Source organism: Cobetia sp. MMG027 (assembly GCF_027947415.1).
In the GTDB taxonomy this organism is placed as follows: Bacteria; Pseudomonadota; Gammaproteobacteria; order Pseudomonadales; family Halomonadaceae; genus Cobetia; species Cobetia marina.
On sequence record NZ_JAQJIO010000009.1, the window covers coordinates 84,937 to 101,569 of the forward strand.

Annotated in this window: 3 protein-coding genes; all 3 read right to left on the minus strand. The window is 62.4% G+C overall.

The genetic code is table 11. The features are described from left to right. Nucleotides 1–223: 223 nt before the first annotated feature. Nucleotides 224–1,813: an ABC-F family ATPase gene (locus tag PJK54_RS13535; protein ID WP_077375479.1), complete on the minus strand. Its 1,590-nt coding sequence runs from the start codon at nt 1,811–1,813 to the stop codon at nt 224–226. A gap of 95 nt (nt 1,814–1,908) precedes the next feature. Next, nucleotides 1,909–2,190 (minus strand): peptidylprolyl isomerase, encoded by a 282-nt coding sequence (locus tag PJK54_RS13540; RefSeq protein ID WP_077375482.1) that lies wholly within the window; start codon nt 2,188–2,190, stop codon nt 1,909–1,911. Nucleotides 2,191–2,687: 497 nt separating this feature from the next. Beyond that, nucleotides 2,688–16,343: a carbohydrate-binding protein gene (locus tag PJK54_RS13545; RefSeq protein ID WP_271303158.1), complete on the minus strand. Its 13,656-nt coding sequence runs from the start codon at nt 16,341–16,343 to the stop codon at nt 2,688–2,690. Between the last annotated feature and the right edge of the window lie 290 nt (nt 16,344–16,633).

Here is a 16,633-nt window from a genome sequence, read left to right on the forward strand (position 1 = left end):
GTGAGCGACGACAAGGTGGATGCACACGCCTTCGCGCGGGTGCGATCAAGAGGCGCAGATGATAAGACAAATACACCTCATCGGCGAATGATTCTCACATGCAGTCACATCGCGCAATCGAATGGCGCGGATCGTCGACGCCAGATGGCAGATCGCCCCCGCTGCCAGAGGCAACGGGGGCGATCAGAGCGACGATTTCACGCCAGGGAGCAGACGTGCTCGCTCAGACGATGACGCCCTGGCTGCGCAGGTAGTCATCGTAGGTGCCGGAGAAGTCGACCACACCCTCGGCATTCAGCTCGATGATGCGCGTGGCCAGCGAGCCGACGAATTCACGGTCGTGGCTGACGAAGATCAGCGTGCCCGGATAGTTTTCCAGCGCGAGGTTGAGTGCCTCGATGGACTCCATGTCCAGGTGGTTGGTCGGCTCATCCATCACCAGCACGTTGGGCTGCTTGAGGATCAACTTGCCGAACAACATGCGACCCTGCTCACCACCGGAAAGCACCTTGACCGACTTCTGGATGTCGTCATTGGAGAACAGCATGCGGCCCAGGGTGCCACGCACGACCTGTTCGCCCCCACCGGTCCACTGCGACATCCAGTCGTAGAGGCTCATGTCGTTGGCGAAGTCATGCGCGTGGTCCTGCGCGTAGTAGCCGACTTCCGCGGCGTCGGTCCACTTCACTTCACCGGCATCCGGGTGCATCTCGCCGACCAGGGTGCGCAGCAGCGTGGTCTTGCCGATACCGTTCGGGCCGATGATGGCGACACGCTCACCGGCGGCGACCGTGAAGCTGAAGTTCTCGAACAGGGTGTTGCCGTCGAAGCCCTTGGCAAGCTTGTCGATCATCACCGCGTTGTTGTGGACCTTTTTGGTCTGCTCGAAGCGGATGAACGGGCTGACGCGTGAGGACGGCTTGATCTCGTTGAGCTGGATCTTGTCGATCTGCTTGGCACGCGAGGTCGCCTGCTTGGCCTTGGAGGCGTTGGCGGAGAAGCGGCTGACGAAGGACTGCAGCTCGGCAATCTGCGCCTTCTTCTTGGCGTTGTCGGCCTGCAGCTGTTCACGCGCCTGGGTGGCGGCGGTCATGTACTCGTCATAGTTGCCCGGGAACAGACGCAGCTCACCGTAATCCAGGTCCGCCATGTGGGTGCAGACACTGTTCAGGAAGTGACGGTCGTGCGAGATGATGATCATGGTGCTGGAGCGCGCGGTCAGCACGCCTTCCAACCAGCGGATGGTGTTGATGTCCAGGTGGTTGGTCGGCTCATCGAGCAGCAGGACGTCAGGATCGGAGAACAGCGCCTGTGCCAGCAGCACGCGCAGTTTCCAGCCCGGCGCGACTTCACTCATCGGCCCGAGGTGCTGCTCGATGGGGATGTCGAGGCCCATCAGCAGCTCACCGGCACGCGCTTCGGCGGTGTAGCCGTCCAGCTCGGCGAATTCGACCTCGAGGTCGGCGACCTTCATACCATCTTCCTCGCTCATCTCCGGCAGCGAGTAGATGCGGTCACGCTCGGCCTTGACCACCGCCAGGCGCTCGTGACCCATGATGACGGTGTCGAGCACCGTGTATTCCTCATAGGCGAACTGGTCCTGACGCAGCTTGCCCAGACGGGTGTTGGGCTCGAGCATGACGTGGCCACCGGACGGCTCAAGATCGCCGCCGAGAATCTTCATCATGGTCGACTTGCCGCAGCCGTTGGCGCCGATCAGGCCATAGCGATTGCCACGACCGAATTTGGCGGAGACGTCTTCAAACAGCGGCTTGGCACCGAACTGCATGGTGAGATTGGCGGTAGAGATCACGAGGGAATATCCGTTTGGAATGAAAAGGTGGGCGGTGACGAAGCGTCACGCTGGCGCCGGATGATACGGGGTGTGGAATCGCGGTCCGTCAGGCATCAGCCACGGAAGAAGACTTCCAGCAGGTGATAGCCGAACTTGCTCTTCAGCGGCCCCTGCAGGGTATTGAGCGGGCCCTTGAAGATGGCGCGATCAATGCCGCCGACCATCTGGCCGGGGCGCACTTCGCCCAGGTCACCGCCCCGCTTGCCGGAAGGACAGGTGGAGTGCTTCTTCGCCAGCTTCTCGAACGGCTGGCCGCGCTCCAGTGACTGCTTGAGACGCTGCGCCTCGGCCTCGGTCTTCACCAGAATGTGGCGTGCCATGGCAATACGAGCCATCTCATGTCCTCTTGCAAGCGAATGCGTGCCTGTCTTCTCCCGGTTCGCGTTCTGTCTCCGAGGTGCCGTCCTGTCAGCGACGACCTGCGACAACAGGCGCATGACGAGGGACATGGCGGGAGGCCAGACGAAAGATGAGGGAGACAACAGCCAACAAGGTGAATCTGAAGGCGGGCATGATAACAGCTCAGGAAGACAGACGCTGCAGTGCGTGTTCGCAGCCGCTTCTGACAGGCGAGCCTCCGGTAACGCCAGACGCAGGCGCGGAGATCGAGCCCCGTCTCGCGCCATCAGGTGTTGCCGGGAGATCTCGGAGCGTCACACCGAAAGAAGGAGAGGGGGAACTGGCGACACGCAGATGCCTGGCAGGACATACGCGTCAGAGACTCACGCATGTCCTGCCAGGCATCTACGCGGGCCGGGAAAGGCAAGGTTCCAGCCCATGCCATGTTCCCGGCCACTTGCTCACGCCTTTCCCGTCATCTTGCGCCGTCTTTCTAGAGCAGGCCGGCCTGGACATCATCCTGTATGCCCTGAAGGCCGACATCGTCGCTCATCGGCGCCTCATCATCATTGGAGACCGGAATCGCGTCGCCGTCCTCGAGCATGCTCATCATCGCGAGTGCATTCGGTGAGCCAGCCGGAGCCACATCCGGATCACGCGTGATCTGGAAGGACGCCAGATCCTGTGAACCGCCATTGAAGGTGATACGCAACACCTGCACCCCCTCCTCCAGGTCCAGCGTCAGCGAGGGGCCATCGACATAGACTCCCCAGGCGCCGGAATTGGGCAGCGTGCCACTGGCCTCGTCATAGAACTCGCCATTCTTCTCCACCGAGGCCGTGATGCTGCGCCCATTGTCAGGAGCGGAGGTGACGAATGACAGCGTGTGAGCGCCGGCCTGCTCGACATCGATGGTGTACTCAAGCCATTCACCATCCTCTACCCAGCCTATCGCTTCCCCCTCACCGACGATATCCACCGGTGTATCGCGATAGTTCGAGCCGAACTGAGCGCTGGAGAGCTCGTTGTAGGCCTCCCCTTGCCCGCCTTCATCAAAGTTGACGGCATCGAGGCTGAGTCCCTCATCCGCCTGCACCTGCCAGGGGATGCCTCCCGCATTGAAGGCCTGCTGACCATCAAGGGAGAGCGAGAATCCCTGCAGGTCCATGGAACCGCCATTGAAGGTCAGCCGCAGCACCTGCTCTCCAGCCTCCAGGGTCACCTGGGCGGTCTCGGTACCCACGAAACTGGTCCAGCTACCGGTCGGTGAGACCCCTACCGGTGTGGCGCTGGCGTACGGGGTATCGCCCTCCTTGGCAAAGGTTGCGGTAATGCTGCGCTGCCCTCCCCCCGTGACTCCCAGGGAAGCCAGGAAGGCCATGTCGTAGGTACCGGCCTGTTCGACGTTCAAGGTGTACTCCACCCATTCGCCATCCTCGATCCAGCCGATGGCGCTGCCGCCGCTGGCCATGTCCACGCCCTCACCGCGAACATCGGTCCCCTCCTGCACCTCGCTGGAATCGTTGTAGGCGACATCCTGTCCGCCTTTATCGTAATTCACCGCCTCAAGGCTGAAGTCACTGCCTACCTGCCAGGGCTGACCATCGTCGGTGTACGCCTGCTGGCCATCGTCCACCGGCGCCACCAGCGTCAGATTCAGAGAGGCCAGATCCAGCTGTCCGCCGTTGAAGGTCAATCTGAGCACCTGCTCACCTTCCTCCAGCGTGAAGGTCAAGGGACCCACATCGGTGAAGTTGGTGAAACCGTCGGTGTCCGGTACCGCCACCGCCTGGCCCTCGGTATAGAAGCTGCCGTCCTGCTCGAAGGCGGCGGTGATCGACTTGCCGTCGGAAGTCGCCGAGGCGGAGAAGTTCAGCTCATAGGTGCCCGCCGTCTCGACATTCAGGGTGTACTCGAGCCACTCACCGTCGGCCACATAGCCGATGGCCAGGCTGCCATTGGAGATATCCACCGCTTCGTCGGAACGGAAGCCATCGCCCTGGTGGGCCTGCGTGGTGTCGTTGTAGGCGACGCCCTGGCCACCGTTGTCGAACAGGCGCGCCTCCAGTGTCAGGCCATCGCTTCCCACCGCCCAGGCAGTCTCGCCGGCATTGAAGGCGCTCTGTCCCGCCGGCTCGGGATTGTCGAGGAAGTTCGGCACACCGTCGTTGTCATCGTCGTCGTACAGATCCACGCGTCCATTGCCGTCAGCATCTTCCGCCCCTGCGGGATCGTAGGTAGTGACGTTCTCCACCAGGAAGATGTTGTCGTTGTAGTCGTAGTTCACCCCCGCGTAATCCTGGATCACGATATAGGTATCCGGGATTTCGTTGCCGGCGGCGTCCCTGGCCACATACACACGGATCAGATGACCATCATTCTCGTCCCAGTTGAGATTGTTGCCGGGAGTGCCGATGGCATCGACGGTGTCCTCATGGAGGTTGGCGTCGGGATCGGACCAGGAAATATAGCCCTGGCGGCCCGATATCTCAGCGAAGAAACCAAAGGGCGCATCGCGATCCAGGGTGGTGGTGGTCAGCAGATCTCCCTCATTGAGCGTGCGCGGCAGCAACGTCTGACCATCGGCCTCATCGTGGGCCAGCACCTCGTCGATATCACGGCTGTCGACGTCGTGGATGAACAGTCGTGCCACGTCGCCCTGGGTATGGTAAGCCGCCAGCTGAGTGATCTTGATCGGCGAGCCACCATCGGCGCGCTGGAAGTACGGAGACAGGATCTCATCGCCGTTGGCCTCCACCAGCCCTCCCTGGTTCATCTGCCCTTCGGCAACATTGGTCGAGTAGCCGAAGGCATCGATGATCTCCTGCACTCCCGGTTCCTGGCCGCTTTCTGAGCGATTCTGGGCCAGGCCGGCAAGCTCGATGACCTTCTCTCCCTCATCCGCATCACTTGAGGTGATGATCAGGCTGGATTCGTAGAGGCTGCCATCATTGGGGTCATCGGCGATGAAGCGCACGATCACATCGACTGACTCACCCGGCTCCAGCGTCACCGCAGTGAAGGCCTCCGTCAGCTCGAACAGCGTCGCATCACTGACCTCGACACGACTGATGTCGAGACTCTCGAAGCCATCGTTTCTCAGCGTGACGGTCACCTCGTCATGCACCTCCTGCGCGGCATTGGCCGGATTCTCGATGCGCGACATCACCAGGCGATCGTTGGAAGGCACGCCGTCATTGTTGATGACCGTCAGCTCACCACCAGACACCGGTGTCACGCCCTCGATGAGGAACATGTTGTCGTTGTAGTCATAGTTGATCCCGGTGTAATCCATGATCCCCAGGTAGGTGTCGGGGATCACGTTGCCCTCGGCATCGAGAGCCCGGAACATGCGCACGGTATAGCCGCGCTCGATACCCTCGGCATCGGCCGGCGGGGTGCCGCCTCCGGTCGGGTTGAGTGACGGGTCCGTGGACAGATTGGCCACTTCGATACCGAACACGCCACTTCCGGCCCACCCGGCCGGGATATCATCGAGCCCGAAGGTCGCGGTGGCGAAGTTGCCGTTGCCCAATACCGGCAGGATCGACTGGTTATTGTCGCCCGCGTGATTGGAGAAGATCACGTCCTGCCCCTTGTCGCCGGGGTTGTGGATACCCAGCGTCGCCCCGCCACCGCCATGATAGGCCGCCAGCTGGGTGATCCTGGCCTCGCCAGCCCCCTCGGCCAGAGACCAGTAGCGCGATAGCACCTCGTCATCATTGACCGGGCGATACAGATCGAAGTCGTTGAGTACCGAATTCTCTCCGCCACCGACGGTCGACAAGCCTTCGATACGGTTACCGAAGCCGAACACCTCCCACACCTCGTTGACGTTGGGCTCCCAGCCACCCTCGTCACGCGCCTGCCAGAAGCCTGCCATGTGGATCTCGGCGATCGGTGAGTCGGCATCGTTGGTGGTGAGACGGATACGGCCCTCGAAGACCCCATCACCGGCATTGTTGGACGGCGCGGTGTAGCTGTCCCGGTCGAACAGCACCGTGACCTCGAGGGATTGCCCCGCGGCCAGCGTCAGGCCATCAAACACCCCGGGGTCCGCCAGCGTGAAGGGGCCGTCGATGTCGGCATCGAGCACTTCCAGCACATCGCTGCCGGTGTTGGAAATGGTGACCGTGGCACTTTCCTTGAAGTCACGATCGGGGTTCGAGCCGCTGTTGTTGTCCAGATAACTGAAGTGCAGGCGATCGGAGTAGTAGGCGGCATCACCGCTCTCTACCACGATATCGGCGTCGTCGCTGCCGACCACCGGCATCACATCGAGATAGTCGAGATCATCGGCACCATCGGCGGTGGACACCGCACGCAGGTTGTACTCCACCCCGGCCTCGAGCTCGACATAGGTACCCTCTTCACCAGCGTCACCCACTCCCGGATAGGCCAGCAGTTTCACCGACTGCCCGTTGAGCGTCAGGGCCAGGCCCTGACCATCATCGGCGCCCGCGTTCGCGGCCAGATCCAGACGATAGAGTCCGCTGCTGTCCACGCTGAAGTAGAAGTCGGCGGTCAGCTCGTTGAGGGTGCGTGCGCTGTCACCGCTCTCGAGCTCGATGCGCGCCCCGTTCGAGACATCGGCATAGACCGGGATGAAGCTGTCGGACGGTGCATTCGGCACCTGCAGCAGATCGATGTTCGGCCCCACGGCACCCGGCGCGGTCAGGGTGATGGTGTTGCTGCCCTGCTGCAGAGCGACCAGCGTGTTCTGGAAGAACCAGTCGCTCTCGTCAGCGTCGCTCTGGCCTTCGAAGTTCAACATCCCGAGGTCGACACCATTGATCGCAAGCCCCAGGGGACGGTCATCCTTGGTCGCGGCAAGCGCGTAGCGGAAGGCGATGTCATAGCTTCCCGTCTCGGCGACATCGAGTGTCCAGGTAATGGTCTGATCACCCGTTCCCGCGAAGTCGACGTACCCATCACCGGACGCGTTGCGATCATCATCGCTTGTCAGTACCACCACGGCGCCATCGAGCACTGCCCCCTCGGCCTCGTACTCATCGACGCCAGGCGTGGTATCCGGCGCTTCCTGCAGGATCTCCAGCTGGTCGATATTGGGGCCGGTGTCGGCGGTGGCCTGCAGGCGCACCGTGTTCTGACCACTGACCAGCGTCGCTGCCACGGCCTCGGTCAACCACTCGGCCCAGGCTGCATCCCCCGTCAGGCCGTCGGGCGGACTGAAGTCAAACACCCCGACACTGACATTGTTGACGAACACTTCCAGCGGGCGATCGGCATTGCCGCCGTTGGCATAGCGCAGATGCAGCACCGAGTCGCCAGCCTGCTCGGCATCCAGCTCGAACGTGAAGGTGAGGAAGTCGGCATTGGTAGACCCGAAGTCCGCATAGCCACCTGGCGTGCCGTCGGTATCGTCGGTATTGCCATCGAGCCCGAAGGCACCGGGGCGCAGGCCATTGGGCAGGTCCGGCTGGTTGGTCTCGGGGTTGTCGATGTCGCGAATCTGGATCTCGGCGTCCGTCCCCGTCGCGAGCGTCACGGCGGTGCCGTCGTCAGGCGTCCTGTCCTCGGCCTGAATGACCAGCAACGAGACCAGCTCATCCGTCGGGTCGACAGGGTCCACGGGGTCGACCGGATCCACCACCCCACCCGGTGCCGGGTCGAGGCGAATGATCTGGCTCTGGCCATTGCCGCGATTCAGGGTCAGCAGATAAAGCTGGCCGGTGACCGGATTCTCGATGATGTCCAGAGGGTCGACGTAACTGATGACGTTGCCCTCAGGATCACGCAGTACGTCATCGCCAATCACGTTGCCGTTGGCATCCAGCGTGATCGAGCGCACGTCATCACCGCCGGAGTACTCGGTGAACAGCACGTTGCCCTGCAGATTGCCGCCGAAGACATCACTGGTGTATTCCACTGCGCCGTTGGGCGAGCGATTCTCGCCGAGCGAATAGACACCCGAGATATCGTAGGTGCCCTCGGGGTTGGTGCCTGTCGGATACTTGTCGACCTGATTGGGGTCGGTGGCACTGGTCGGATTGCCGCCGTTCAGGATGTATTCGTCGCGCAGCGGGTTGGGATGCCCGTAATAGCCTCCCTCGACGATCTTGAACAGATAGTCATCCTGCTTCTCGACACTGGTGTAGCGCTCGTCCTCCGGCGTCGACGGGTCATCCGGCACGTTGCCGCCTGCCGCCGAACCGTTGGTCGGCACGTACAGGAAGCCATTGGAATGCCACACCAGGTCGTAGGCGTTGCGCGCCCCGGTGGCAAAGATCGTCAGCACCGCGTCGCTGGCGTAGGGGTCGTAGTAGGACTCGAGCACGTTGCCGGACTCGTCCTGCACCGTGGCGACACCACGATCATCGAACACCAGGAACTCGCCATTGCCCATCGGGATGGGGTCGTCCTTGGGATGGCCATCCGGGTCATCGAAGCGAGTATTCTGGCCGTTGTCGGGAAGCGGCTCGGTAGTGACATCGAAGCCACCGGGAGGCGCATCACGGGTCGGGTCGATCTCCATCACCGCGGCATTCAACAGACGCTCCGGACGATTGCCCCAGGCGCTGTCCGGCTCGCCCATGGCAGAGTTGGAGCCCTGGATCAGATACAGCAGATGACTCGGGACATCGGGATTGGTCTCGGCGTCGTAATCCGGATTCGCGCGGAACTCCAGGCTGTTGGTCACGTGGTCGCCATTGGAGCGTGGCAGGCCAGTGATGTAGGGCTCGGCGGTGCCTGAGAACTCGCTACCGCCCTCCAGGGTGATCTTGGTGATCCGGCCACTGAAGTCGGGCACGCCGTTGTCACGGCCAGACAGCGGGATCGGATAGTTGTCGGTGATCCACAGCACGTCGGGGTCGGTGGGGTCGATCACCAGCCCGATGATCCCGCGGCGATCATTGCTGGCATCGGCCCCGTCCTGATGGAAGTAATCGCTCGGCAGCGAAAGCTCCTGGCGGTTGCCGAGGGAGCCATCGACGGGGTCGATGTCGTAGCGCAGGATCTGCCCACCAATGGTCGCGATGTACATCGTCGAGCCATCGGCGGTGATCTCCAGCGAGGTGAAACCGAAGGCGTTGTCAGAGGCACCGTCGAGTTCCACCACGTCATTGAAGGCCACATCGCGAGCGACGATCTCCGGGGCTTCGCCGGTGATGAAGGTGTTGGTGTATTTCTGGAACTCACGGGTCGGCGCGTCCAGGTCGTCGTTGGCGCCACGATCCTGGAAGCCGTCGATGATCAGCGTATAGCTGGTGAACTCCTTGAGCGTCTGGCTCGGCGAGATGGTCAGGGAATCGAAGCCACCGGTGGTGTTGGCGTTGAAGCTGACCTCCTCTCCGGTCAGCGTCTCGATCAGACGGATCGAACCGTCAGCCAGGCTCTCGAGCAGCGCCCCGCCGCGGCCGTCCACCACCGAGATGCCGACGAAGATGTCGGACGTCGGGTCGACCCCGCTCGGCAGGCCGCCGTCGTCGGGATCCAGATCGACTTCCACCTCGTTGTCACCGACCCCAGCGATGGCGCGCGCGTCAGTGAAGAAGGCGTAATCCTCGGCGGCAATGCGATCATCTTCCGGCGTCAGGTCCGGCAGTGCCTGGATCTCGAGGTACTGGATCTCGGTGTTCTCGTTGTCGAGCCCCAGGGAGTCCAGTGTCAATCGCCCATCGCTGACCTGCACGATGCGGGTGACCAGATCCGAGCGGAAGCCATCGGTATCATCTGACGGATTGCCGTCCGCCGGGAAATCATCGGGCCGGAACGGGGTGAAGGGATCATTGAACAGCTCACCCTCGGCATTGAGCACGTTGCGACTGTCGTAGGGCCCGGAGGTATCCCCGATGGAGACGGTGACCTCGTAGTAGCCATCGTCCAGCTCGATCTCCCAGCCGGCGCGCACATAGGCGCTTCCCGGCTGGTCGAAGTGGGCGTAGGTCCCCTGGCGCGGATCGAGCCCGGCGATGTCATCGGTGCGATCATTCACCGCCACGCTGGTCAGCGCGCTGATGTCCAGCGGCTCGGTGCCGGGCTCGCCGTCGTAGATCGACGCCTCGGTGATCCAGCCGTACTGATGGGTCTGGCCGTCCACGGTCACCGATTGGGTGCCGAAGGCCTTGCCGTTGTCGGCGATGTAGCCATCCGGCACCGCGGTGCCTTCGGGCTGGAAGTTGATCTTGACCGAGAAGCGCTCGCCCGGCTCCACCGGACGCTCCGGCACCACGCCATCACGGCTCACCGTCAGGCTGTCGATGTTGGGGCCGGCGTTGCCCAGGTTGGCAAGGCGAATGGTGTTGTCGCCGGCTTCGAGCTCCACCTCGAGAGTCGTGGTGGTCCAGTTCTCCCAGCCGGCGGCGTCGATCCCCGTGGAGGCAAAGGCCAGATTCCCCTGACTCAGCCCGTCCACCAGGATGTCCATGGGGCGATTCGCGCCGTTGGAACCGGCATTGGTATAGCGAACCTCCAGGGTGTAGGTACCGGCCTCATCGACCGCCACCTGGAACTCGGCGGCGTCACCGGCGTCGGCTCCCATGTCCAGATAACCGGTGCCGGTAAAGTCATCCCACAGCCCATCTGGCCCGGAGGCGACATTGGTTTCCGGATTGTCGGCATCGCGCACCTGGGTATCACCGTCGGTATCGATGATGGTCAGCGCCTCGCCCTCGATGGCGAAGTTGAATGCAGGCGTGCCGTCGCCCTCCGCGAAGCTGACCACCTCGCTGGCGCTGGCTTCGTTGCCGGCGGCATCGGTGACGAACAGCGAGACGGCGAGATCGCCGCTCTGATCATCGAGCTGGCCGCTCAGATCCAGCGTGATGTTGCCATCGGCGTCCGGCGTCACTGCCTCACGGGTCGCGCCGCCGTCGAAGGACACGGCAACGCTGGTCACGTCATCATCGATGCCGGAGACTTTGAAGACTGCCGCCGCCAGCTGACTGGCATCGAGAGTGTCGTCAGCCGCGACGATGGCGAGATCGCCGTCCTCATCGGCACTCACATCCTCCGGGATCGGGCCGCTGCCGGCGTCGGTCACTTCGATGCGATCGATGTTGGGACCGGTGGTGGCGCCAGCGGGAATCGCCAGCACGATGGCGTTGCTGCCCGCCTCCAGGCTGACAGTGAAGGTCTCGAAGACCCAGTGGTCGAAGCCTTCTTCCCCGCCGCTGCCGTCCGGGTCCGTGCTGGCCATGGCCAGCATCAACGGATCGCCGCCATTGATCACCAGATCCAGCGGACGATCGGTATTGGTGGCGTAACGCACACTGATGTCGTACTGACCGGCCTGGGCCACCTCGATCTGCCAGGCGACGTTATCGCCAGCCGTGTCGCCGAAGTCCAGATAGCCGGTACCGGAGAAGCCCGGCCGCAGACCGTTCTCCAGATTCGCATTGTCTTCGGGATTGTCGGCATCGCGCACTACGGTATCCGTCGCGTTGGCGCCGTCATCGAAGCTCGTCACCGTGCCGTCTTCGGCCTGCAGACGCAGGGGCGAGAACGGCGCTTCATCGACATCATTCACGGTGACCGAGAGCTGCGCGGTGGTGGAGAGGTCGCCGTCACTGACGCTGACCTCGACGTCATAGACGCCATCTTCGTCATCATCGACCGCCAGCTCGAAATCGCGGGCACTGGTGAAGCTCAGCACGCCGGTGGTGGCGTCAATGGTGAACAGCGGAGAGTCGGCCCCGCCAGTGATGGCGAATACCGGCGCGTTGAGGCCGAGAGTCCCCCCGTCTTCATCGACGAGCGGGATCGCGCCAATCTCGGTCAGGTTCTCATCCACTGCAAACGCGGTCTGGTCGATGGCGATGCTCTCATTGAGATCTGCCACGGTGATCAGGGTGTCCTGTGACACGCTGTCCTCGCCATCGGTCACCGTCACGGTCAGCTCGTAGACACCATCTTCATCGCTGTCGGCGGCCAGCTCCGCGTCCGGTGGATTGAGGAAGGCGATTCCTCCACTCGCCACGTCGTAGGTGAAGAGCGCGGCATCGGCACCGGACAGCGTCACCGTCAGGCTGTCGCCATCGGCATCCTCAAGCACCAGACTTGCCACGCCAGCACTGTTCTCGTCGACACTGATCGCGGCACCGAGTCCCGCCAGGGTCGGGGCAGTATTGACCGGCTCATCGATACGCTCGAATTCAAGCGAGTCGATACGCATCAGCTCGCCACCGGCACCACGCAGTTCGAGGCTTGCCAGATCACCGGCGGTGACCTCGAAGGGCGTCTCGAAGACGATTTCCTTGCGGTTGCCGCTCTGGCCAGCATTTCCGCGCGCGCCACTGCCGACGAAGGTGCCGAAGTCGTCGTTCAATACCACGTCGGCGCTCAGGCTATCGGTTGTCGTGTTGCGCGCTTCAAGCACGGTGTCACCGATGGTCAGGGTCAAGGTGCCTTCACCGTCGGTTTCATCGAACACATAGAGGCGTGCGATGTACCAGCCCGGCTCCACACCGCCCGCCGAGAGATCAGTGCCGATCGTCGCCGGCGCATTGCTGGTCAGACGAATCAGCTGCTCGTTGGACGCCGACGCACTGCCGGTGACGATCAGGTTACCGGCGTCGAGATCCGTGAAATCTTCCGCCTCGATCGTGATGCTATCGCCAACCTGGGTGCCTTCGATGATGAAGCTCAGCGACTGGGTCGCTGACAGACCACTCGGGTCGGTGGCGCGCACGACAACATCGAAGGTGCCTCCTTCACTTGGCGTGCCTTGAATGACACCGTCGATCACCTCGAGTCCGGCAGGCAGACCCTCGGCCGTCAATGTCAGGCTGTCGCCATCGGCATCGGAGAACAGCGAGGCGAAGTCCGCCAGCGGAATCTGGAGGAAGCTCTCGCCCACCTCTCCAAAGTAGGGCTCGAGAGCGGCAGGCTCCGCCACCGGGGCGTCGTTGACGTTCTCGATGCTCAAGGCGAAGTCGGTATCGGTACTGGCGGTGCCGTCATCGGCGGTCACCGTGATGGTGTAATCGCCCGGCACCAGACCAGCGAGGCTCCCGGACAGCACATTGTCGCTGACACTCAGCCCGTCCACGGTGACCGGCAGGCCATCGCCATCGGTGACCCGGAAGCTGAAGGCGAGGTCATCGCCATCGTCATCGACGAAGGGCAGGTCAACCTCGAGATTCGCGCCTTCGTCGAGACTCAGGTCAGCGATGCCACCTCCCACCACGCGCGGTGCGCTGTTGGTGTCATCGACATCGGCTTCTGACAGGCTTACGCCACTGAAGCTCGCACTGCCCTTGGCGCCCACATCATCGTCGTTGACGAAGACCAGCGAATCGAGGGTGATGCCCGCATGCGCCGAGAGATCGATGGTGAAGCGCAAGGTGCCATCGCCATTGTCGATGCCCTGCCCACGCAGATCGACAAAGCCACCCTGCGTCTGGCTGCCGCCCAGCTGATAGACACTGTTTCCGCCATTGAACGGATTGGAATCGGCATCGAAGCCGATGGCAACGATCTCAGGAACCGGCGAATCGGATATGGCCACATCCAGGGTCAGGATGCTGCCACTGGTGATCGTGTAGTCCTCCGGCAGGGCTGCCCGCTTCCAGACATTGTCGTTCAACGTCAGAGTGCCACCGTCGTCTTCCACCACCGCCCCCGTGCCAACGAAGGGATTGTCCTGGGTCGCGTTGTAGGCGCTGATCGTGGCGTCATCGAAGGTGACATCCAGCGTCACGCTGCCGACGACGGCCAGCGTGACTGCCTCCGCGACACTCGCCTCATTGCCGGCGGCATCGGTCACGATCAGGGTCACGATCACATCGCCCGGGGCCTGTGTGGAGAGATCGACCGTCAAGGTGTCGCCATCGCTGACAACGGACTGACGGGTCACGCCGCCGTCGAAGCTGATCTCGAGAGTCGAGCCGTCATCGATTCCCGCGACACCGAATACCACGCTGGCGCTGTCATCCGCCTCGATGGCATCTTGCGGGCCTTCGAGTGCCAGGTCGCCCCCCTCATCGGCGGTGGTATCCAGCGTCAGTGCCAGGCTCTGTTCGGCACGGTTGCCGAAGGCATCCATGGCGATCAGCGTGACCGACAGATCGCCATCAGCGAATCCCGACAGGTCCAGCGTGAAGCTGCCATCCGGGTTCGGCACCACCTCTTGGACCGTGATTCCCTCATCGAAGGTCACGCCGACGAAGGTGATGTCGGCATCCAGTCCGCTGACGCTGAAGCCCGCTTCACCGACGGTCGCGCCATTGAGCAGGGGGTCTACGGCGGTAAAGGTCAGCACAGAGGCATCGGCATCCGCCACGACATCCCCTACCGGGCCCGTGCCCGCCGTGGTGACCTCCAGGCGATCGACATTGGGCCCATTGCTGCGCCCATCAGGGATCGTCAGCGTGACGGTGTTGTCACCGACCTCCAGACTCGTCGTCAGGGTGTGGTAGCTCCAGACATCGAAGCCCTCAGGGTCGACGTTGCCAGCGTTGGGGTCAGTCCCGACAAAGGCGAGCTCGGAGGACTCGCCGTCATTGATCGAGAGAGCCAACGGACGCGCGCCATTGCTGGCATAGCGGAAGTTGAGGTCGTAGTCGCCCGCCTCGGCCACATTGACGGTGAAGGTCAGGCTGTCACCCGGCGCACTGCCGAAATCCACGTAACCGGTGCCGGAAAAGTCCGGGCGCAGTCCGACAAAGCCACCGGCCTCGGGATTCGCGGCGTCACGCACCACGGTGGCGGCCCCGTTGTCAGCGCCCAGCACGGCATCCTCGGCTTGCATCACGACTGGCGCAATCACCGGATCGACAGGCTTTACCGCATCGGCCTCCAGAAGCGCCACCTCGATCTTGTCGATGTTGGGCCCGTTGGTCGCGCCGCCCAGACGCAGGGTATTGCTGCCCGCGGCCAGCGTGATCTCCAGCGTCTCGGTGCTCCAGCCCTCCCACGCGGAAGGCCCGCCATTGCCTGGCTGGTTGTCTGCGGGCACATCATCGACATCATCGGGGTAGTAATTCGGCGCAGTCACCGCTGCGAACTGGAAGGTACCAATCTGGCCTGGCGTCCCCTCATCGATGAGAAAGAGGCCAATGGGACGCGCCGAGCTGCTGGCATAGGTCACGGTGACGCTGTACGTGCCGGCGGTAGCCACTTCGAAAGTGAAGTCACCGTAGGCCTCGGCATTGCCCGATGCCCAGTCGAGATAGCTGGCGCCTTCGGCGCCGACCCGGAAGGTTTCCCTGCCATTGGTGAAGCTGGCGATATTGTCGAGAGTCACCACACGATTGGTGCCAGCGTCGGCGACATCAGACGTCGGGCCGATATCGAGATCCTCACCCTGAATGACGAAGACGTCCGGGTCCGGTGCGCGCACTTCCAGATAGTCGACGTTGGGGCCACTGGCCCCGTTGGAGGTGAAGGACACCGTGTTCTCGCCCGCCTGCAGCTGAACGCGAATGGTACGCTCGCCGAACTCACTGAAATCAGTGGCGTCGCCGGTCAGGGTCGTGCTCGGCAGATCAAACATTCGATCCTGAAGTTCGCCATTGACGTCCAGGCGCAATGGTCGGTTGCGATCAGACCCATCGCCATTCTGGCTAAGCGCATACCCCAGCGCGAGTTCATATTCACCGGCCTCGGTGACGCTGAAGGTGAAGGTCAGCGTCTCGCCGGTCGCGCCGCCGAAGTCCACGTAGGCAGTGCCTGATGCATTGGCGGTATTGGACGGATTATCCCCCCCTGTCACCACCTCGATACCGGCCCCACCGATGGAGGATGCATTGCCATCTCCGTCGTCATCGCTGAGGTCTTCGGCCTCGATACGAAGGGTAGTGAAGCTTTCCGGTGCGATGAGCGCCGCCGTGGCCAGAGGGGCAGGTTCGGCCAGCAAGGCAGGTCCTGTGCCCGCGGCAGGTTCATCACTACTGGTCAGTAGCGCCTGGGCGGCTTGCGGCGTGTCCTCCTGGTCACTCACCTCCTGGTCACTCACCTCCTGGTCACTCACCTTCTGGTCACTCACCTCCTCGGCGACGACATCCGGTGACTCGACCTCGAAGCCGAACTGCTCACCAGACCCGGGCAGTACCTCGCCTCTTTCGTCCAACGCTTCGATCATCATCTTGAGCTTGCCTGATAGGGGGGTAGGCAGATGATCAAAGACAAAGGGACGCTCAAAGCGCTCAAATACCGACAGTCGATCCTGCGCATCCTCGAATGTCATTCGCATTGACTTGATGGAATTCCCCCACACTGAGGGAAATGGCGTGACCATTATCTCGTGATCCTGGAACGTCTTTCCCTCAAGACGATCACCACTTCTGATACGTGATGCCATGGACTCAAGACGACTCGATACGAATGACATGGAATACATTTTCCCTACCCCTCGAATAATTTTTAGTGGCGATTTCTACGCCATCTTGAGACCTCACGACACGACGTCCCTCACCGGCAATGAATCCCCGATGACGTTCCACTCTCCAACGCTTTCCCAAAGAGTTAGAACATGAC